Here is a 20739-nt window from a genome sequence, read left to right as displayed (position 1 = left end):
GAAGCCCACATTTGAGTGCGGGAAGCAGTTTGTGGACATGATCTGTCTACTCTCTCTTCAGATATTCCCTGGCCATCGCCTGCTGCTCCCTGGTCATGGACACCTTCCCCTTGGTGATTCCCACAAGCCCCTCCTCCTTCAGCTTTCGGATGGTCCGGTTCAGCGTCTTCACGGAGATGCCGGTCTCCTCGTGTATTTCCTCCCGGGTCCTTTTTACAACGCAGGAGCCGTATTCCTCTATGTACTGGAGAATATAGGCCAGAAGAAGATGCTGGGGCGGGTAGAACAGGCGGTTGCCCCGGTTGTAGGAGGAGCGGTACAGCTTGTAGGCCACCTTCTGGGACACCAGCCGCAGAAAATGAATGTCCTTTGAGATCCAGTTCTCGAAATCCTTTCTGGAGAAATACAGAACCGTGCACTCTGTGGTGGTCTCTAAGGTGACGGAGGTGCGGGGCTTTCCGGCAAGGATGGCCACCTCCCCCACAAAGTCAATGGGATCGTTTCTTTCGATCATAAAAACATTTCCATTTTCAAATTCATTGATGACCCGGTGATAGCCCTCGCAGACAATGCCGAAGTAGTCCAGCTCGGCGTCCTTCTGGTGGATGATGGTTCCGGGCGGATAGGTGCGGACCGTACAGCGGTCCCGCAGCTCATCGGGCATATAGCGGATATAATTTTCCAGTTCCGGTACTCTTATGAGCAGTTCTGACAGTGTCATGACAAATCCCCCTCTTTTTTTACAGTATACATCAAAAACAGCCCATTTGTCCTTTTTTTATACAAGTTATTCTTATATAATACGTGGATGTTATAAGAATTCTTAATAGAACGAGGAGAAATGAGATGAAAAAGGAGACCTACGCTTATCCATCTACCATGGCCAGACTGAAGGCGGAGTACAAGATCTTTATTCTGGCATTTGTGTTTATCGTGATCGCGGACAGCATCGGACAGATCCAGGTTCCGCTTGGACCGGGGACGCTGATCCTGTTCCCGATCTTTTACTCCCTCATCATGGGAGTGATCTCAGGGCCGGAGGTGCTGAAGATCTTTAATAAGAAGGAGGTAAAGGCGGCGTCCAAGCTGGTCATCGTGGCCATCTGTCCCTTTATCGCTAAGCTGGGCATCAATGCAGGAGCCAGCATTGAAGTGATCCTCTCGGCAGGGCCTGCCCTGATTCTGCAGGAGATCGGCAATCTGGGAACCATTTTTCTGGCCCTTCCCTTTGCCCTGCTCCTGGGCCTGAAGAGGGAGGCCATCGGAGCCACCCATTCCATCAACAGAGAGTCCAACCTGGCTCTGATCACGGACATGTTCGGTCCGGACTCGCCGGAGACGAGAGGAAGCCTGTCTATCTATGTAGTCGGGGGCATGGTGGGAACGATCTACTTTGGCTTCATGACCACCATGGTGGCGGCGCTTCACATTTTCCATCCCTACGCTCTGGGCATGGCCTCAGGTGTGGGAGCCGGCATTCTCATGGCCAGCGCTACAGCCAGCCTGGCTCTCATCTACCCGAATATGGCGGCGGAGCTGTCCGCTCTGGCGAGTACCAGCGAGACCATATCCGGAATCACCGGCATCTATGTGGCGATCTTTGTGGGCATACCGCTGACGAAGAAGCTGTATCAGCTGCTGGAGCCGCCCATCGCTCGGCTGCGTCGGGAGCCAAGCGAGGTGCTGGAGAGCAGAAAAAAGACAGAGGAGGAAAGATAGATGAGATACGCAGAGTGGGGAATTTTATTAGTTATATCAGGACTTGGCATTGCCCTGGCCAACTTTATCGGGTTTGATGTGGGCTTTATGGAGTCCCTTCCGGGAATCCTCATCTTACTAGGCATCTCCGCTGCCGCAGTGGTAGTCAGCAAGCTGGTGCCTCTGCGCCTGCCCATCGTGGCCTACTGCTCCATCATCGGGCTGCTCGTGGCAAGCCCCTTATGTCCGGCCAGGGAGTTCGTCATCGCGTCGGCGAACAGCATCAATTTTACAGCGCCCCTCACACTGGTGGGAGCCTACGCGGGCATCTCCATCGGGGATCAGATCAAATCCTTTGTAAAGCAGGGCTGGAAGATGATCATAGTGGGCGTACTTGTCATGACAGGCACCTTTCTAGGATCAGCCTGCATTGCGCAGATCGTCCTGTCACTGACCAACGCTATATAGATGGATGATACTGAAAAACTATTGCGGACCATTGCAAGTGTGAGTTTGATAGGGAGAAAGAAATGGATAGGAAAATAGAAGCGGATCTTCTGATCCGGGACAGCGATTATCTGGATGAAGATTTTGAGCTGGTGGAAGGAAAAAGTATCCTCATAAAGGACGGAAGAATAGAAGCAATTGACACGGCCGAAAGGCTGAGGAAAAGCTATGACTGGAAGGAGGAGCTGGACGGGAGAGGCTGCGTGTACATGCCCGGGCTTGTGGACAGCCACATGCACACAGGGCAGCAGCTCCTGCGGGGGAGAGTGCTGGATGAGATGCCCATGATCTGGACACGTATCATGCTGCCCTACGAGAGTACCCTGACACCGGAGAAGATGAGGCTCAGCGCCCGGATGGCGGCAGTGGAGATGATCCACGCGGGGACAACGGGATTTATCGACGCGGGCAGCTATTTTATGGAGGAGGCAGCAGGCGTCTATGCCCGCAGTGGGCTGCGGGGAGTCCTCTCCTACTCCACCATGGACCAGAAGGGTCTGCCTGCGTCCATCGCCATGGATGCGGAGACAGCTATTCGAAAAACGGATGAACTATATAAAGAATTTCATGGACAAGAAAATTTAAAAGTTTACTATTCTCTCAGATCTCTTATATCCTGTTCGGAGGAACTGATCCTCATGGCGGCTGAGAGAGCGAAGGAAAACCAGACCATGCTGCAGGCCCACATGAACGAGTACCCGGGAGAGATCAATTTTTACATGGAAAGAAAGCAGCTGCGCCCCTACGAGTATCTGGACAGCCTGGGTGTGCTGGGGCCGGATTTCCTGGGGGCACACAGCCTGCTCCTGTCGGAGAGTGAGATCCGTCTGCTGGAAAAGCGGGGAGTGAAGGTCTGCCACTGTCCCTTCAGCAACTGCGGCAAGGCCGCGCCCCGGACACCGGAGCTCCTTGAGAGAGGTATTACGGTGGGGCTGGGGACAGACGGGGCTGCCCACGGGGGCCTGAGTCTGTTCCAGGAGATGAAGATCTTCCGGTCCGTCATGAACCTGACCTGGGGCGTGCCCCTGTCGGAGCCCGCCATCATGCCGGCCAGGACCATACTCGACATGGCCACCCGGGGCGGACAGGCATGCCTGGGAGGAGACCCGGACAGAGACGGGAGGATCCTGCCTGGAGCCAGGGCCGATATCATAGGAATTGACAGGAAGCGGATCTACATGGCTGTGTACGGGCACATGGCCAACACAGTGCTGGAGAGCGTGGGGGCCGGCGACGTGAGGGATTCAGTGTGTGGGGGAAAGGTACTCATGAGAGACTACCAGATTCAGACGTTGGATGAGGAGGAGATTTACCGGGAGGCAGTCTCCTACAGAAATAATTTTGCATAAAATCCTGCAAAAAACAGAAAGGATACAGACCTAATGGTGGAATATTTGATCGTTATTCTTGCAAATCTTCTGGTGGGAGGTATGATCGGGCTGACAGGAATTGCCGGATTTCTCCTGCCCATGCTGTACTCCGGGTTCATGGGCATGCCGGCGGCCCAGGGGATGGCGCTCAGCTTTTTTGCTTTCCTCATCTCCGGCGTGCTGGGAGCGTGGAATTATCACAGAGCGAAAAATCTGGATGTCAGGCTGGGACTTCTGATCAGCGCCGGGAGCCTTATAGGGGCGTCTCTTGGCGTCTGGCTGAACCTTCTGATGGACGAGTCGTTGGTCAAGAGGATCCTCTACCTCGTAGTGCTGGCCTCCGGCATCTCCATTCTGCTTCGAAAGGACAGGGACAGGAAGACAGGGGGGAGGGAAAAGCTTCCGGCGTGGGGAATGGTCGCCTTTGGACTTGTGACCGGAGCCCTGTGCGCTCTCTCCGGTGCGGGAGGTCCCATTCTTGTGATGCCTCTGCTGGTAGTGCTGGGCGTGCCTGTGAAGACCGCGGTGGGTGTGGCTCTTTTTAACTCTATTTTCATCGCCATTCCCTCCTGCATCGGATACAGCCTCCAGTGTGATCCGGGAACCTTTCTTTCCCTCCTGGCGGTCTCCATGATCAGCCACGGCGCCGGGGTCTGGGCGGGAAGCAGAAATACCTCCTTCCTGAAGCCGGAGCCTCTAAAAAAGGGCGTAGCCGTATTTTCTGTATGTATCGCGGTTTTTAAGCTGATCACCGGGTAAGCGGATTTCCGGCGGGGACGGAGAAAGGTTTTCTGTCGTATTGGAGTAAGCGGCAAATACGGGATGGGCTGTTTTTCTGGTTGTAGAAAAAGAAAAAATAGCCTATAATAATAGACGCAAATTCTTTTAGGAGACTGTTGAAGATGAAAAAAGGTTTACGGACAGCGGGCTGTCTGCTCATGTCAGTAATGATCGCTATAACAGCAGTGCCGCATACAGCCTGCGCCACTGCCCCGGCGGACACAGCTCAGCCCCAGGACGGAGCTCAGGCCGAAGAGGGGAAGGATCCCTATCAGAAGCAGCTGGAGGACACCTACAAGCAGGAGGTACAGACAAACCATCTGAAGGAGTGGCCCCAGGGACCCGGCATTTACGGTGACGCGGGAATTGTGATGGACGCAGAGACAGGGGCTGTATTATATGGAAAGAATATTGATCAGCAGGAGTACCCGGCCAGCATCACCAAGCTTTTGACTGCCCTGCTGGCCTTTGAATACTGTGATATGACGGAGGACGTGGTGATCACGGCGGAAAGCCTGACCTGCTTAGGGAGCGGCTATGCCTCCATCGGCCTGAAGGAGGGAAATGTCATCTCCATGGAGCAGGCCCTCTACGCTATGCTCCTGGCCTCGTCCAATGAAGTAGCCTACGCGGTGGGAGAGACGGTGGCGAAGACCCAGGGAGAGGACTACCAGTGGTTTATAGATGAGATGAACCGCAAGGTGGAAGAGCTGGGGGGAACCAATTCCAACTTTGTCAACACAAACGGCGTGCAGGACGAAAATCACTATACCTGCGCAAGGGATATGGCGCTGATCGCAAAAGAGCTGTTTAACTATCCGGAGTTTTTTACCATCTGCCAGACGGCAAACTATACCATACCGGCATCTGCCACCACAGAGGAACATATTTTCCAGCAGAAGCATGAGATGCTGGTGCCGGGCTACAGCGATTACTATGAGTACGCGGTGGGAGGAAAGACGGGCTACACGACCGAGGCGAACAATACTCTGGTGACCATGGCGGACAATGGAAACATGAAGCTTGTCTGCGTCACCTTGAAGGTGTTCCCGGGGCATGTCTACTCTGACACAACGGCGCTTCTGGAGTACGGATTTAACAATTTTCAGCACGCTTCTATTGACGCGGGTGACAATGAGGCCATAGAAAAGATACTGGACTCAGCCAATGTCACCATCCCATCCGGGTTTAAGCTGTCCAGCCTGGATGCAAAGCTGGAACAGGTCACGGGGGGAAACAGCACGTCGTTCCTGGACTACACCTATGAGGACAACCCGGTGGGCCGGATCAAGGTTCAGGTGAACAAAAACGCCTCCTTCCAGGAGGCGGAGGCGCAGGAGGAAGAGGCCGGGGGAATCAGCGTGTGGAAGATCCTTATGGTCGTGGCGGCAGTCATTATCCTGATCCTGGCTGTGCTTATCCTCTTTACTACCTGGTGCAGGCGGCAGAGGCGCAGGAGACGCAGGGGACGCCGCAGGCGAAGACCCTGACAGAGGACTGGCCGGGAATATAACGCAGAATGTCGAAAATAAAAGGGAAACCCTTGACTTATCAGGGGTTTCCTATTATAATTTTTACCGTGTAAAAAGTAATAGTCTTAGAAAACCATATGAGAAAGACCGTGACGAAGACAGTAGGGCATGCGGGAACGTCAAAGCGAGCCGGCGGCGGTGTGAGGCCGGTACAAGTAGGGTGTGCCTGAACATCACTTCAGAGTCGCAGCTTCCGAAAAGAGTATGAGTAAGAGCTGACGGAGTCCGCCGTTACCGGAAGGCATATGATAGTATGTTAGGTGGTTTATAAATGAGGGAATACGACTTTCATCCTAATCGGGTGAAGGTCTTTTTTTCATAAATGTTCCAAACAATATACACAATAACACAGGAGTTAGTGTAAGTTCAGACGTAATACTTTTTAAAAGTATTACGTCCCCTGTTAACATTTTCACAAGGAGGAAGCCATGTACAAGAAAGTTCCAACAGACCTGAACTTTGTGGACCGCGAGAAAGAGGTTGAGAAGTTCTGGGAAGACAATCACATTTTTGAGAAGAGTATGGATAACAGGAAGGAGGGCGAGACCTACACCTTCTACGACGGGCCGCCGACAGCCAACGGCAAGCCCCACATCGGTCATGTACTGACCCGTGTTATCAAGGACATGATCCCCAGATACCGCACTATGAAGGGATATATGGTGCCCAGAAAAGCGGGCTGGGATACCCACGGTCTGCCGGTGGAGCTGGAGGTGGAGAAAGCTCTTGGCCTGGACGGCAAGGACCAGATCGAGGAGTACGGCCTGGAGCCATTTATCAACAAATGCAAGGAGAGCGTCTGGAAGTACAAGGGCATGTGGGAGGATTTCTCCAACACAGTCGGCTTCTGGGCAGATATGGAGCATCCTTACGTTACCTATGACAATGATTTCATCGAGTCCGAGTGGTGGGCGCTGAAGAAAATCTGGGACAAGGGCCTTCTCTACAAGGGCTTCAAGATCGTTCCCTACTGCCCCCGCTGCGGCACGCCTCTGTCTGCCCAGGAGGTGGCGCAGGGCTACAAGGATGTAAAGGAGCGCTCCGCCATTGTCCGCTTTAAGGTGAAGGACGAGGACGCTTACTTCCTGGCATGGACCACCACGCCCTGGACACTGCCCTCCAACATCGGCCTCTGTGTGAACCCGGACGAGGAGTACGCAAAGGTAAAGGCCGCGGACGGCTATGTGTACTACATGGCGCAGGCCCTGCTGGACACAGTCCTTGGAAGGCTGGCCACAGAGGGACAGCCGGCCTACGAGGTGCTGGAGACCTATAAGGGAAAAGAGCTGGAGTACAAGGAGTACGAGCCCCTGTATCAGTGCGCCTACGACTGCGCTGCAAAGCAGAACAAGAAAGCATTCTTCGTGACATGCGACAGCTACGTAACCCTGACAGACGGTACCGGCGTGGTTCACATCGCCCCTGCCTTTGGTGAGGACGACGCCAAGGTGGGCCGCAAGTACGACATGCCCTTTGTGCAGCTGGTAGATGAAAAGGGAAATATGGGCGAGACCACACCCTTTGCCGGCCTGTTTGTCAAGAAGGCGGACCCGGAGGTTTTGAAGGATCTGGACGCAAGAGGACTTCTCTTCGACGCGCCCAAATTTGAGCACAGCTATCCCCACTGCTGGAGATGCGACACACCGCTCATCTACTACGCCCGCGAGTCCTGGTTTATCAAGATGACGGCTGTGAAGGACGAGCTCATCGCCAACAACAACACCATCAACTGGATCCCGGAGAGCATCGGCAAAGGCCGTTTCGGCGACTGGCTGGAAAATGTCCAGGACTGGGGTATCAGCCGGAACCGCTACTGGGGAACTCCGTTAAATATCTGGGAGTGCGAGTGCGGACACCAGCACTCCATCGGCAGCATCGAAGAACTGAAATCCATGTCCGACAACTGCCCGGATGACATCGAGCTGCACCGCCCCTACATCGATGATGTGACCATTAAGTGTCCCAAGTGCGGCAAGGAGATGCACCGTGTGCCGGAGGTTATCGACTGCTGGTTCGACTCAGGCTCCATGCCCTTTGCGCAGCACCACTATCCGTTCGAAAATCAGGAGCTCTTTGAGCAGCAGTTCCCGGCAGATTTTATCTCCGAGGCTGTGGATCAGACAAGAGGCTGGTTCTACTCCCTGCTGGCAGTGTCCACCTTGATCTTCAACAAGGCGCCCTACAAAAATGTAATCGTCCTGGGACATGTGCAGGATGAGAACGGCCAGAAGATGAGCAAGTCCAAGGGCAATGCGGTGGATCCCTTCGACGCTCTGGAGAAATACGGCGCGGATGCCATCCGCTGGTACTTCTACGTGAACAGCGCTCCCTGGCTGCCTAACCGCTTCCACGGCAAAGCCGTTGTGGAGGGACAGCGCAAGTTCATGGGCACTCTCTGGAACACCTACGCGTTCTTTGTGCTCTACGCGAATATTGACGAGTTTGACGCCACAAAATATACACTGGACTATGAAAAACTGCCTGTCATGGACAAATGGCTCCTGTCCAAGATGAACACACTGGTGAAAGAGGTGGACGATCACCTTGGCAATTACAGGATCCCCGAGGCTGCCAGAGCGCTCCAGGATTTCGTGGATGACATGAGCAACTGGTACGTGAGAAGGAGCCGTGAGCGCTTCTGGGCAAAGGGAATGCCCCAGGATAAGATCAATGCCTACATGACGCTGTACACAGCTCTTGTTACATTCTGCAAGACAGCAGCGCCCATGATCCCCTTCATGACAGAGGAGATCTACCAGAACCTTGTCCGCAGCATCGATCCCTCCGCACCGGAGAGCATTCACCTGTGCGACTTCCCGGCAGTGAAGGAAGAGTGGATCGACAAGGAGCTGGAGGCCAATATGGACGAGGTGCTGAAGGTGGTCGTTATGGGCCGTGCATGCAGAAATACAGCCAACATCAAGAACCGCCAGCCCATCGGCCAGATGTTCGTAAAGAGCGGTGCGCAGCTTCCGGAGTTTTACCAGGATATCATCAAGGATGAGCTGAATGTGAAGAAGCTGACCTTTACAGACGATGTGCGTGCCTTTACTTCATATACATTTAAACCACAGTTAAAGACAGTTGGGCCAAAATATGGTAAAATGTTAGGTGGCATCAAGGCGGCCCTGGACGCGGTCGACGGAAACGCGGCCATGGACGAGGTCAATGCCACAGGAGCATTAAAGCTGGAGGTAAACGGGCAGGAGGTCACTCTGTTCAGGGAGGATCTTCTCATCGACACAGCGCAGATGGAGGGCTACGTGTCCGAGGACAATGGCGGCATCACCGTTGTGCTGGATACAAATCTGACACCGGAGCTTCTTGAGGAAGGATTTGTCCGCGAGATCATCAGCAAAGTACAGACCATGAGAAAAGAGGCCGATTTCGAAGTGACCGACAAGATCCATATCACCTATCAGGGAAGCGAGAAGGCCGAGAAGGTGTTCGCCGACCACAGGGAGGAGATTGGAAGCGAGACACTTGCCCTCTCCGTTGAGAAAGCCGAGCCTGCAGGCTATGTGAAGGAGTGGAAGATCAACGGCGAGAAAGTGACCATCGGCGTCGAAAGATAAGGCTCTAAGAAAGGAATGGAAAAAATGTATAATCCCAGATTTGAAAAAAAGGCTTTTAAGAAGGAAGTAGAACACAATGTAAAGACCCTCTACCGCAAGACCATCGACGAGGCCACGCCACAGCAGCTCTTTCAGGCTGTGTCCTACGCGGTAAAGGAGGTCATCATCGACGACTGGATCGCCACACAGGATCAGTTCAAGAAGGATGACCCGAAGACAGTTTACTATATGTCTATGGAGTTCCTCATGGGCAGGGCCCTGGGGAATAACCTGATCAATATGACAGCCTACCGGGAGGTAAAGGAGGCTCTGGACGAGATGGGCATTGACCTCAATGCCATCGAGGATCAGGAGCCGGATCCAGCCCTCGGCAATGGCGGTCTGGGACGCCTGGCAGCCTGCTTTCTGGACTCCCTGGCAACCCTTGGATACGCAGCCTACGGCTGCGGCATCCGCTACCGCTACGGCATGTTCAAGCAGAAGATCGAGAACGGCTATCAGGTGGAGACGCCGGACGATTGGCTCAAGGAGGACAATCCCTTTGAGCTGCGCCGGGAGGAGTACGCAAAGGAAGTCCGCTTTGGCGGAAACATCCGCGTAGAGTACGATGACGCCACGAACCGGACGAAATTCGTCCAGGAGAACTATGAGTCAGTCCTGGCTATCCCCTACGATATGCCTGTCGTGGGCTACGGCAACCATCATGTAAATACCCTAAGGATCTGGGATGCCCAGGCTATTACCAACTTCCAGCTGGACTCCTTTGACAGGGGCGACTACCACAAGGCAGTGGAGCAGGAGAACCTGGCAAAGACCATCGTGGAGGTGCTCTATCCCAATGACAACCACTACGCTGGAAAAGAGCTCCGACTGAAGCAGCAGTATTTCTTCGTGTCAGCCAGCATCCAGGCGGCTATCGCGAAGTATAAAAAGTCACACGATGACCTGCACAAGCTGCCGGAGAAGGTGGTCTTCCAGATGAACGACACCCATCCAACAGTGGCGGTGGCAGAGCTTATGCGCATCCTTCTGGATGAGGAGGGGCTGGGTTGGAACGAGGCCTGGGATATCACCACCCATTGCTGCGCCTACACGAACCACACCATCATGGCGGAAGCCCTGGAGAAATGGCCCATTGACCTGTTCTCCAAGTTGCTTCCGAGAGTGTACCAGATCATCCAGGAGATTGACCGCCGTTTCCTCGTCCAGGTGAGAGAGATGTATCCGGGCAATGAGGAGAAGGTCAGGAAGATGGCCATTCTCTACAACGGGCAGGTGCGCATGGCACATCTGGCCATCGTGGCGGGCTTCTCTGTAAATGGCGTGGCAAGGCTCCACACAGAGATCCTGAAGCACCAGGAGCTGAAGGATTTCTACGAGATGATGCCGGAGAAGTTCAACAACAAGACAAACGGCATCACCCAGAGGCGCTTCCTGATGCATGGCAATCCGCTTCTGGCAGACTGGGTAACAGAAAAGCTGGGCACAAAGAACTGGATCACAGACCTGTCTCTTATGTCCGGATTAAAGAAATACGCGGATGATCCGAAGGCGCTGGCTGAGTTCATGGACATCAAGTACAGGAACAAAGAGCGCCTCGCGGCCTACATTTTAAAACACAACGGCATTGAGGTGGATCCCCGGTCCATCTTTGACGTGCAGGTGAAGCGTCTCCACGAGTACAAGAGACAGCTTCTCAATATCCTCCATGTGATGTACCTGTACAACCAGATCAAGGAGCACCCGGAGATGTCCTTCTATCCAAGGACCTTTATCTTCGGCGCAAAGGCTTCCGCGGGATACATCCGGGCCAAGGAGATCATCAAGCTGATCAACTCCGTGGGAGACGTGGTGAACAATGACCGCAGCATCAACGGAAAGCTGAAGGTTGTATTTATCGAGGATTACCGCGTGTCCAACGCGGAGATCATCTTCGCGGCGGCGGACGTCAGCGAGCAGATTTCCACAGCCTCCAAGGAGGCTTCCGGAACCGGAAACATGAAGTTTATGCTGAACGGAGCTCCCACGCTGGGAACTATGGACGGTGCTAACGTGGAGATCGTGGAGGAAGTGGGCGCGGAGAACGCCTTCATCTTCGGACTGAGCTCTGAGGAGGTTATCAACTACGAGAACTACGGCGGCTATCATCCCCAGGATATCTATCACAATGACCAGGATATCCACAAGGTGGTGGATCAGCTGGTGGACGGCACCTACTCAAACGGCGACACGGAGATGTACCGCGACCTGTACAATTCCCTTCTCACAAACCAGGGCGGCAGCCGGGCGGATATGTATTTTATCCTGAAGGATTTCCGCTCCTACGCGGAGGCCCAGAAGAAGGTGGAGGAGGCCTACAAGGACACAGAGGGCTGGGCAAAGAAGGCTCTTCTCAACACAGCCTGCTGCGGCAAATTCACCTCCGACAGAACCATCCAGGAATATGTGGATGACATCTGGCATCTTGACAAGATCAAAGTGGAAGTGGAGACAGAAGAAGAATAAACAGACAAACCCTCTCATACACTACTGTATGGGAGGGTTTTTTATGCGCAACAGACTGAAAAAAATCGGCTGCTACATCATCATTATCGTGCTGCTTCCCTATATAGTCACCGTCTTCATGAACGGCCCGGCCATCCCGGCGGACACGGCCGTGAAAACCACCTGTGTGAAGGTGAAAAAGGACGACACAGAGCTGGAGCTGCCGCTGGACGAGTACTGCATCGGCCGTATGGCAAAGGAGATACCCGCGGACTACGAGGAGGAGGCCCTGAAAGCCCAGGCAGTGCTGGTGCGCACCTCTGTCTATAAGAGTATAAAGGAGGGCGGAACCCAGGTTCTTCTGGAGGACGATTTCTGGACAGAGGAGGAGATGAGGCAGCAGTGGGGGGACAGCAGATACTCCGGATACCACAGGAAGATGGAGGAGGCATGGGATGACACGGAGGGACAAGTTGTCATGTACGGAGAGGATCTGGCCAACACGCCGTTTACCAGGCTGACCAACGGAAACACCCGGGACGGTAGCGAGGTTCTGGGGAGCGGGGATTACCCCTACCTGAAGATCAAGGATTGTCCGCTTGATATAGAATCTCCTGAGCAGATTCAGACAGTGACTGTGGACGACATGGACGCAGAGGTGACAGCCATGGACACGGCGGGATATGTGACCTCAGTGCGGGTGGGGCAGGAGACAGTGAACGGAGAGGAGTTCCGGCAGACCTACGGCCTGGCCTCCAGCTGTTTTATTCTGCAGAAGTACGATGGCAAGCTGCGAATTACCACAAGAGGGGTGGGCCATGGCCTTGGGCTGTCCCAGTACACCGCAAACGAGATGGCAAAAGAGGGGAAAGACGCAGCGGAAATCCTGCAGTACTTTTTTGAGGGAACCGAGATCCGGGAGGTGGCAGAAATCGTTACAAATTCCCAGGATACAGAATAATGCACCCTGCTTCTGGCAAAAATATAGCCAGAGGTGATGAATATGAATAAGAGACAGAAGCCCTCAAAATCCAGAAGAGGAGCAGGCATTACCCTCGCTGTGTGCTTTGTGGCTGCCGCGGTCATGGTGGGAACATATACACTTCGGAACTATCAGGAGGCAAAGCAGCAGGAGCAGGCGCTGGCGGAGGAAAATGCGGATACAAAGGAGAAGGAGAGCCAGGAGGAGGCGGGCAGCAGCCTGGTCATCAACACAGAGGAGGATCCGGCAGACGGGGCGGCCGCCGGAGAGGACCAGGGCAGCGCGGCACAAGGAGCCGCAGGTGAGGCAGCGGAGGGCCAGACCGGCGGGGCAGGCACTTCCCAGGGAACAGCCTCCGGGGCTTCAGCCTCTTCCCAGACAGCGGGCAGTGCCGGGAACGTGAGCTTTAACGGTGAGAGCATCCTGCTGTGGCCTGTGGACGGCAACGTGATCATGAACTACAGTATGGACAAGACGGTCTATTTTTCCACCCTGGATCAGTACAAGTATAATCCGGCGCTGATCATTTCCGGGGCGGAGGGCGATCAGGTGATCAGCTCCACTACAGGGATCGTAAAATCCATCGATGAGAACGCCCAGACAGGTACAACGGTCAACATCGACATCGGGAACGGCTACGAGCTGTTCTACGGCCAGCTCAAGGATGTGACGGTCAGCACAGGGGACTACGTGGAGGCGAAGACAGTCATCGGCTATGTGGCACAGCCGACCAAGTACTACAGCGTGGAGGGCTGTAACGTGTACTTTGAGATGAGGAAGGACGGGCAGCCGGTCAATCCCATGGACTACATGGCTGACTAAGGGCTGATTGAGATGTCCGGCAGGCAGGAAAAAGGGACGCAAGGGAGCGCCCCTTTTTTTACGCCTTGCCAGAAAAGCACTGCTTCCATTATAATAAAAAGCAGTGGAAAAAAAGGCGGCTCCATGGAAAATGCTGTCGCAATATGGGGATAATTTGTGTAATGAATGTGGAAAAGGTGGATAACTCTGTGGATAATGTGGAAAAGCCCGTGGATAAAAAGGGAAAAAACAATTATACATACATTGTGAAATGCAGAGACGGCAGCCTCTACACGGGGTGGACCAACGACCTGAAAAAGAGGATCAGGGCCCACAACGAGGGAAAAGGAGCCAAATATACAAAGAGCCGCCGGCCCGTCACCCTCGTCCACTGTGAAGCCTTTGGGACGAAGGAGGAGGCCATGCGGCGTGAGTACGAGATCAAGCATATGACCAGGAGTGAGAAGGAAATGCTCATAAGAGAGAGCTTATAACACGAAAGCGTACATGACTACAAAGTGGCAGGCGCTTCCGGCCATCACAAAGAGGTGGAAGATCTCGTGGCTTCCGAAGTACTTGTGCTTTCCGTTAAAGATGGGGAGCTTCAGCGCGTAGATGACCCCGCCTATAGTGTAGATGATGCCCCCTGCCAGAAGCCATCCAAAGGCCGCCGGCGACATGGAGTTAAGGATCTGTGTAAAAGCCAGCACGCAGGTCCAGCCCATACCGATGTACAGGACGGAGGACACCCATTTGGGGCAGTACACCCAGAAGGCCTTCAGCACAATGCCCAGGATGGCGATCCCCCACACGATGGAGAGGAGAATGATGCCGGTCCGGTTCCGAAGGACCAGAAGACAGATGGGCGTGTAGCTTCCCGCTATGAGTACAAAGATCATCATGTGATCTATCTTTTTCAGTATTGTGTTCACCTTTTTGGAGCGGTCGAATGTGTGGTAGGTGGTGCTGGCCGCGTAGAGAAGGATCAGACTTACCGCGTAGACCGCTATGGATATCACATAAATTCTGCTGGGCTCGTGCATCGCCTTGATGAGAAGCGGAACTGCCGCGAAAATAGCCATCAGCATGCCGATGAAGTGTGTGATTGCGCTTCCAGGATCTTTTACATGTGTCTTAATCATCTGTGTCATAACCGTACCTCCTAGAAATAAATATTATTGAAAGTGGTTTTCGAAACTACATTATATGTTTATATCTATTATACCCCTTCATATGAAAAAAGCAACAGAAGGAATAGAAAATTTTTTCTTAATTTTAAAACTGGTATGGTCAAAAAAAACAAAACTGGATGTTTATACAGAACCAGAGCGGTGCTATCATAGACATACGATATAGGAAAGGAAGTAATCGTATGGAACAGAGAAATCAGACCGTCATGAAGCTTGCCCAGACGGCCATACTGGCCGCCCTGTGCTATGTGTCATTTACCTATCTTCAGATAAAGATCCCCATGCCGGGAGGAGATGCCACCTCCCTCCACATAGGAAATGCCTTCTGTGTGCTGGGCGCACTCCTTCTGGGCGGATGGTACGGCGGACTGGCGGGAGCCATCGGGATGGGCATTGCGGATGTCATGGATCCCATCTACATCACCGGTGCGCCCAAGACCTTCTTTCTGAAGCTCTGTATCGGACTTATCACTGGCCTGGTGGCCCACAGGATCGCGAAGATCAACGAGAGCAGCGACAGGGCCTACGTGGCAAAGTGGAGCACCATCGCGGCAATCGCGGGGCTTGCCTTCAACGTGGTGGCAGACCCGGTGGTGGGATATTTCTATAAGATGTACATTCTGGGCCAGCCCCAGCAGATGGCAGAGGTGCTGGCAAAGTGGAGCACAGCGACCACATTTGTAAATGCCATTGTCTCCACAGTGCTGGTGAGCTTCCTGTACAATGCGGTGCGTCCCATTCTCCTTCGGAGCGGCCTTCTGACAGGGCCGACAGGGCACACAAGGCCCATGGCGCAGTAGCTGATACAGGACAGAAGGCCAGAAGGGCGGCTGCCCGGGGAAACAGGATCTCCGGACAGCCGCCCTTTTTTGCGTTTGTATTTTGCTTTTAGTAGTTCTCAGCCTTTCTCTCGAAGTAAGCCTTGGGATGATTGCATACCGGGCATACCTCCGGCGCCTCCTCACCGTAGTAGATGAAGCCGCAGTTTCCGCATTTCCATCCAAGAGGAGCCTCGCCCTTGAAGGTAGTTCCGTCCAGATAGTGCTCCAGGAGCCTCTTGTAGCGGGCCTCGTGAGCGGCCTCCACTCTGGCCACGCCCTCGAATTTCTGAGCCAACTCTTCAAAGCCTTCTTCCCTTGCCTCCTGGGCCATGCGCTTGTACATGTCTGTCCACTCGTAGTTCTCGCCCTCAGCGGCGTCCTTTAAGTTCTCGGCAGTGTCACCGATGCCGTGGAACTCCTTGAACCACATTTTTGCGTGCTCCTTCTCCTGGTTGGCAGTCTCCTCAAAAATGTTGGCCATCTGTACAAAGCCGGCCTTCCGTGCGGCACTGGCATAGTAGGTGTATTTGTTGCGTGCCTGGGATTCGCCTGAAAATGCCTCCATAAGGTTCTTCTCTGTTTTTGTTCCTGCGTACTTGGACATATTTTCTTCCTCCTTTGCTTTGTGAATATATTTTGGAATATAGTAAAACCATGCTATAAATGTAAAAGGAGGCCTGCAGAACTGTCATCCTGCAAGCCTCTGTTTAAGCGTATGTCGTTGACGACAAGTATATTTGACTGTATTGACCGACCGATCTTAGCCAAAGTATCTCTTGAGGAGTCCCTCAAATGCTTTTCCATGACGAGCCTCGTCTCTTGCCATCTCGTGAACTGTGTCATGGATTGCGTCAAGGTTGGCAGCCTTCGCACGTTTTGCAAGATCAAATTTTCCAGCTGTAGCGCCGTTCTCGGCCTCTACGCGCATTTCAAGGTTCTTCTTTGTGCTGTCAGTAACAACCTCGCCAAGCAGCTCAGCGAACTTAGCAGCATGCTCTGCCTCTTCGTAAGCAGCCTTCTCCCAGTACAGGCCGATCTCCGGATAGCCCTCTCTGTGAGCAACTCTTGCCATTGCCAGGTACATACCAACCTCAGAGCACTCTCCCTCGAAGTTAGCGCGCAGATCTGCAAGGATGTCCTCGCTTACGCCCTGTGCAACGCCTACAACGTGCTCAGCAGCCCACTCTCTGTCGCCTGTCTGCTCTTTGAACTTCTCAGCAGGTGCATGACAGACTGGACACTCAGCCGGAGCTGCCTCTCCCTCGTAAACATAGCCGCATACTGTACAAACAAATTTTTTCATGATCTTCTACTTCCTTTCTTTATTTTTATATTTTTAATATTAGTAACAATTACTAATATTAAATTACACCTTTGCGCGCTGATTGTCAATACCTATTTTGTATTCTTTTTCAAACAATCACCGCATGTTCCGTAGAACAGAGCCGTGTGGTGGTCTATACACCCATCAAAACACTTTTCGGCCAGTTTGTCAATGGTATCCAGCGGGTCCATCTCCAAATCTATCACCCTGCCGCAGGAGGTACATATTACATGGTAATGTGGACTGGTCACTGCGTCAAATCGGTCGCCGCCGTCCGGTGTAGTGATCTTCGTGATCTCTCCGATATCGGCGAGTAGGTTCAGATTGCGGTAGACAGTTCCCAGACTGATGCGGGGAAATTCTTCGCGCACATGCATGTAGACAGTGTCAGCGGTAGGATGTTCTTTTGTGCCTGCAAGAAATTCCTTGATAGCCTCCCTCTGCCGGCTGTATTTCAGAGTTGCCATATGCCAGCCTCCTTCCTTTTTAAGATGAAAACAATAACCAATAATAATAATGATTACTGTAATTTGATTATAGCAGCTCTGAGCAAAAAGTCAACCGGGAAATTTGAATGTAACAATTTGTAACATTTATCGACAGGAAAATAATGGCAAATTAAGAAAAACATAATAATATGACGCTTAAAATCCGGGGGTATTGTGTTGACAAAGCTGTTTTACGTTGTTATAATTTTACCGTAACATTTGTAACAATTCTGTAATATTTACAAAAGATAAGAAAACATAAACAAGAAGTTAGGAGGCTGTTTATGAATTCTTCTTTTAAAAGAGGATTGTTCATCGTTACTTTAACTGGAGTAATCTCAATTTCCGGGGAGACGGCGGAGGCGTCTGACGATCATGTGGAGATGTCCCTGCCCGGAGTGGGAATTGAGGCGGTGCTGGATGACTGCCGCGCAGCGGACAGCGATATAGACGTGGAGAGTTATCTTGTGCCGAGTGAAAAGGGTGAGTATTCAAATATGGCGTTCGCGAACGTGGACACAGACACATTTCTGTTTGTGCGGAGCGAACCAACAACAGAGAGCGAATGGGTTGGAAAGCTGTACACGGATTATGCGGCGAAGATCACAGGCCCTGTAGGCGAGTGGACGCAGATCGAGAGCGGATCCGTCACAGGCTATGTGTACACGCAGTATATTATAATAGGAAATAACGCACAGCAGAAAGCCCAGGAGCTGATACAGTCTTCCGAGGGCCAGAGCGAAGAGAGCGCCTTTCACTACGCGGTCTCCAGGCAGGAGGAAGAGGAGAGGATCGCCAGGGAGGCAGCCGAGGCAGCGGCCGCTCAGGCGGAGGCAGAAAGGCAGGCCGCCGAGGCTGCGGCCCAGGTCCAGGCTTCCCAGGCGGGGACAGGACAGGCTATTGTGGATTACGCCTGTCAGTTTATCGGAAACCCCTACGTCTGGGGAGGGACAAGCCTGACAGACGGAGCGGACTGTTCCGGATTTGTACAGTCCGTGTATGCCCACTTTGGCATTAGTCTTCCCAGGACCACCTGGGATCAGGAGTACGCAGGCACGGCTGTCAGCTATGACCAGGCCATGCCCGGGGACCTGATCCTGTACGAGGGCCATGTGGGGATCTATATGGGAGACGGACAGATCGTAAACGCTATCAATCCCTCCAAGGGGATCGGCGTCATACCCGCCACGTGCATGCAGATCAAGACTGTGCGGCGGGTCATCTGAAAAAGAACGGCATGGGGCCGGGCGGAACAGAACAGGTTCCGCCCGGTTTTTTGTGCGGATACGCCCGGAGGGCGACCGCCGTGCTCGCACGAGCGGGCATCCGACGGTCAACGGTCATCGAGCGGCAATGCCGCGAGATGAGCCCGGCCCGGCGATAAACATAGGGATAAATTTATTATGTCGTCTTGCGAAAATCGAAATAATGTGCAATTTACACAAATTTGTAAAATGCTGTAAAAATTTGGAAAAAACACTTATCCAAGTTATCCACAGAAAAAAACATGAAAAAGGTGGAAAAACCGGAGTTTTTGAAAACTTATCCACATTATCCACATCGAAATCCCCCATTTTGGTGGATTATTTATGGTAAACAAAAGAACGGATGTTTTGTGGAGAAATGATAAAAATTTGTTTTTGTCGAAAAAACGGGGATGAAAACTTGACAAATAAATAACCAGAAATTTACGAGAAATTAATTTTAAATGTTTACACAATGGGTCAAAGCGGATATAATAAGGAATACCGAAAGATAAAGGAGGCGTAACAGAAGATGGTAACGAAAGAAATGACTATCGGCGAAGTGCTGAACATCAACATGGACATTGCACCGATCCTCATGGAAATCGGAATGCACTGCCTGGGCTGCCCTGCATCACAGGGAGAGTCACTGGAAGAGGCAGCAATGGTACATGGCATTGACGCAGATTTACTGGTAGAGAAGATCAATGCATTTCTGAAGGCGAATGCATAGGGATTGAAAAAAGTATTTCTGAGAAATATATTTTAAATGCAAAGAACGGGAAGCGTCCGATAGTCCGGAGCTTCCCGTTCTTATTTTGGCTTTCTGTTTTATCGTTGTCTTAAATCTCCGCCAGCTGCTGCACGGCGTCGCCTGACACCAGCATCTCGCAGTGCTCCTCGAGGAAGGCCAGGGAGGCGCTGGACGCCTTCTCCAGGGAACCATACTCGGAGAGCATGTTGCAGATCCTGTTGAAATCCCTTGTCTTCAGATCAGACTGTGTCAGCACAAGGATATAGAGGTCTGCTTTCTGGTCTTTGTATAATGTGTTGGAACCGAAATAGATGGATTTCAGCAGATGGGCTGCCTGGATCACCTGGTCCATGGTCTCAAAGGAGAAGAACCGGAGCGACGGCTTCTTTTCCTCCTCGGCAGTTTCCTTGGAGGGCTTCTCCGACAGAGCGGAGACGCTTTCCTTCACTTTGCCGATCAGGTTCAGAAGTTCTTCTGCCCCCTCCAGCTTCTCAAGAGCGCTTTCTTTTGCGGACTCCCAGTCACCTCCGGGTGAGGGAGCAAATTTAGAAAATCTGGTATCCAGTTCCTCCGGATCCTCGACTTTCGTGATTATCAGCACAATGGAGTCGGCTGACGCGGGGATCGCTTCTATCATAAGAGGGATATCGTCCGCTTCAAAGCCAAACTCAAATGCCGCTTGTTGCATCATATCATGGAAAAGTGATTTTGCTTTTTCAGTTCCGTAGGCCAGCTCGCTAAGCTGGAGCTGCCTGGCTGCCAGATCGGCGCGGGTAAGAGTGCATCGGATCTGGTTGTCATTGATCTTCTCAATCTTCATAATATCACTTCCTTTTTCACAGTATAGCATAAGGGATAAGTTAAGTTCAATAAAATAAAAATAAAAAAAGCTTGCGTCAACATAATGGCTGGTGTATAATACAGTCACAGAAATTAGTATTCCCATTTCATTTATTCTTAGAATGGATCTGCAGGTCAGATTTATTTATCAGGGATTTTCAGAACAAGATCAGGTAACCTATCAACCATTTATTTCCAAAAAAAGTCAGATAAGACAAGTATTTATTCAGTTTAAAGATTTTAATCAGATTTATCATTTTTTGCCCAAGGTCGGATTTTCGGCAGGAGCAGATTCAGAGGGCAGCATGGCGGCCCAAGAGAATACGGTTTCTGTGTGAAGGCCTATCCT

19 protein-coding genes are annotated in these 20739 nt (G+C 52.2%); 13 read left to right on the top strand and 6 right to left on the bottom strand.

Features of this window, described 5'->3' with window-relative positions:
• Positions 1–46: 46 nt before the first annotated feature.
• Positions 47–721, bottom strand: a complete 675-nt coding sequence (locus FGQ86_RS09490) for a Crp/Fnr family transcriptional regulator (protein WP_033126109.1) — start codon at positions 719–721, stop codon at positions 47–49.
• A gap of 125 nt (positions 722–846) precedes the next feature.
• Here FGQ86_RS09490 and FGQ86_RS09485 point away from each other — a divergent pair, with 125 nt between their 5' ends.
• From FGQ86_RS09485 to FGQ86_RS09440, 10 genes are all read left to right on the top strand, one after another.
• Positions 847–1719 (top strand): DUF3100 domain-containing protein, encoded by an 873-nt coding sequence (locus FGQ86_RS09485; RefSeq protein ID WP_033126110.1) that lies wholly within the window; start codon positions 847–849, stop codon positions 1717–1719.
• Positions 1720–2166, top strand: a complete 447-nt coding sequence (locus FGQ86_RS09480) for a hypothetical protein (protein ID WP_033126111.1) — start codon at positions 1720–1722, stop codon at positions 2164–2166. It begins immediately after the preceding gene.
• A 62-nt stretch (positions 2167–2228) separates the two neighbouring features.
• Positions 2229–3554 (top strand): amidohydrolase family protein, encoded by a 1326-nt coding sequence (locus tag FGQ86_RS09475; protein ID WP_033126112.1) that lies wholly within the window; start codon positions 2229–2231, stop codon positions 3552–3554.
• Positions 3555–3587: 33 nt separating this feature from the next.
• Positions 3588–4334 (top strand): sulfite exporter TauE/SafE family protein, encoded by a 747-nt coding sequence (locus FGQ86_RS09470; RefSeq protein WP_033126113.1) that lies wholly within the window; start codon positions 3588–3590, stop codon positions 4332–4334.
• A gap of 143 nt (positions 4335–4477) precedes the next feature.
• The gene (locus FGQ86_RS09465) at positions 4478–5845 is read left to right on the top strand and encodes a serine hydrolase (RefSeq protein ID WP_138303675.1); all 1368 of its coding nucleotides are present in this window, start codon (positions 4478–4480) and stop codon (positions 5843–5845) included.
• 470 nt (positions 5846–6315) lie between these two features.
• A complete protein-coding gene (ileS, locus tag FGQ86_RS09460) occupies positions 6316–9462 on the top strand; it encodes an isoleucine--tRNA ligase (protein WP_138303673.1) in 3147 nt (1048 codons plus the stop codon).
• A gap of 24 nt (positions 9463–9486) precedes the next feature.
• Positions 9487–11967, top strand: coding sequence for a glycogen/starch/alpha-glucan phosphorylase (locus tag FGQ86_RS09455; RefSeq protein WP_138303671.1), 2481 nt, complete (start codon positions 9487–9489; stop codon positions 11965–11967).
• Positions 11968–12010: 43 nt separating this feature from the next.
• A complete protein-coding gene (locus tag FGQ86_RS09450; protein ID WP_138303669.1) occupies positions 12011–12907 on the top strand; it encodes a SpoIID/LytB domain-containing protein in 897 nt (298 codons plus the stop codon).
• A 42-nt stretch (positions 12908–12949) separates the two neighbouring features.
• Complete coding sequence (locus FGQ86_RS09445; protein WP_033126118.1) at positions 12950–13750, top strand: M23 family metallopeptidase; 801 nt, start codon at positions 12950–12952, stop codon at positions 13748–13750.
• A gap of 188 nt (positions 13751–13938) precedes the next feature.
• The gene (locus FGQ86_RS09440) at positions 13939–14223 is read left to right on the top strand and encodes a GIY-YIG nuclease family protein (RefSeq protein WP_243127214.1); all 285 of its coding nucleotides are present in this window, start codon (positions 13939–13941) and stop codon (positions 14221–14223) included.
• Here the strand turns inward: FGQ86_RS09440 and FGQ86_RS09435 are convergent.
• Complete coding sequence (locus FGQ86_RS09435; protein WP_171031534.1) at positions 14218–14880, bottom strand: hemolysin III family protein; 663 nt, start codon at positions 14878–14880, stop codon at positions 14218–14220. The two genes, FGQ86_RS09440 and FGQ86_RS09435, sit on opposite strands and share 6 nt — an antisense overlap.
• A 221-nt stretch (positions 14881–15101) precedes the next feature.
• Here FGQ86_RS09435 and FGQ86_RS09430 point away from each other — a divergent pair, with 221 nt between their 5' ends.
• Positions 15102–15719 carry an ECF transporter S component gene (locus tag FGQ86_RS09430; protein ID WP_138303665.1) on the top strand — a complete coding sequence of 206 codons (618 nt, stop codon included), beginning with the start codon at positions 15102–15104 and terminating at the stop codon, positions 15717–15719.
• Positions 15720–15807: 88 nt separating this feature from the next.
• On the opposite strand, the gene rbr is transcribed toward FGQ86_RS09430, so the two are convergent.
• The 3 genes from rbr to FGQ86_RS09415 all read right to left on the bottom strand — a co-directional run bounded on the left by rbr (position 15808) and on the right by FGQ86_RS09415 (position 17531).
• Positions 15808–16344: a rubrerythrin gene (gene rbr / locus FGQ86_RS09425; RefSeq protein ID WP_033126119.1), complete on the bottom strand. Its 537-nt coding sequence runs from the start codon at positions 16342–16344 to the stop codon at positions 15808–15810.
• Between the two features lie 156 nt (positions 16345–16500).
• Entirely contained in the window at positions 16501–17043 is a 543-nt protein-coding gene (locus FGQ86_RS09420; protein ID WP_033126120.1) for an NADH peroxidase, read from the bottom strand.
• A gap of 92 nt (positions 17044–17135) precedes the next feature.
• Positions 17136–17531: a transcriptional repressor gene (locus tag FGQ86_RS09415; protein WP_033126121.1), complete on the bottom strand. Its 396-nt coding sequence runs from the start codon at positions 17529–17531 to the stop codon at positions 17136–17138.
• A gap of 305 nt (positions 17532–17836) precedes the next feature.
• Between FGQ86_RS09415 and FGQ86_RS09410 the strand changes: the two genes are divergently transcribed.
• Together FGQ86_RS09410 and FGQ86_RS09405 are read left to right on the top strand one after the other, a co-directional pair.
• The gene (locus FGQ86_RS09410) at positions 17837–18778 is read left to right on the top strand and encodes a C40 family peptidase (RefSeq protein WP_033126122.1); all 942 of its coding nucleotides are present in this window, start codon (positions 17837–17839) and stop codon (positions 18776–18778) included.
• A gap of 550 nt (positions 18779–19328) precedes the next feature.
• Positions 19329–19529: a DUF1858 domain-containing protein gene (locus FGQ86_RS09405; RefSeq protein ID WP_033126123.1), complete on the top strand. Its 201-nt coding sequence runs from the start codon at positions 19329–19331 to the stop codon at positions 19527–19529.
• A 109-nt stretch (positions 19530–19638) separates the two neighbouring features.
• Here the strand turns inward: FGQ86_RS09405 and FGQ86_RS09400 are convergent, their stop codons facing one another.
• Complete coding sequence (locus tag FGQ86_RS09400; RefSeq protein WP_138303663.1) at positions 19639–20370, bottom strand: adaptor protein MecA; 732 nt, start codon at positions 20368–20370, stop codon at positions 19639–19641.
• Between the last annotated feature and the right edge of the window lie 369 nt (positions 20371–20739).

Origin of the sequence: Clostridium sp. BSD2780061688st1 H5 (assembly GCF_005845155.1) — a bacterium.
Lineage (GTDB): Bacteria > Bacillota > Clostridia > Lachnospirales > Lachnospiraceae > Claveliimonas > Claveliimonas intestinigallinarum.
This window is presented reverse-complemented; position numbering and strand designations above follow the sequence as displayed.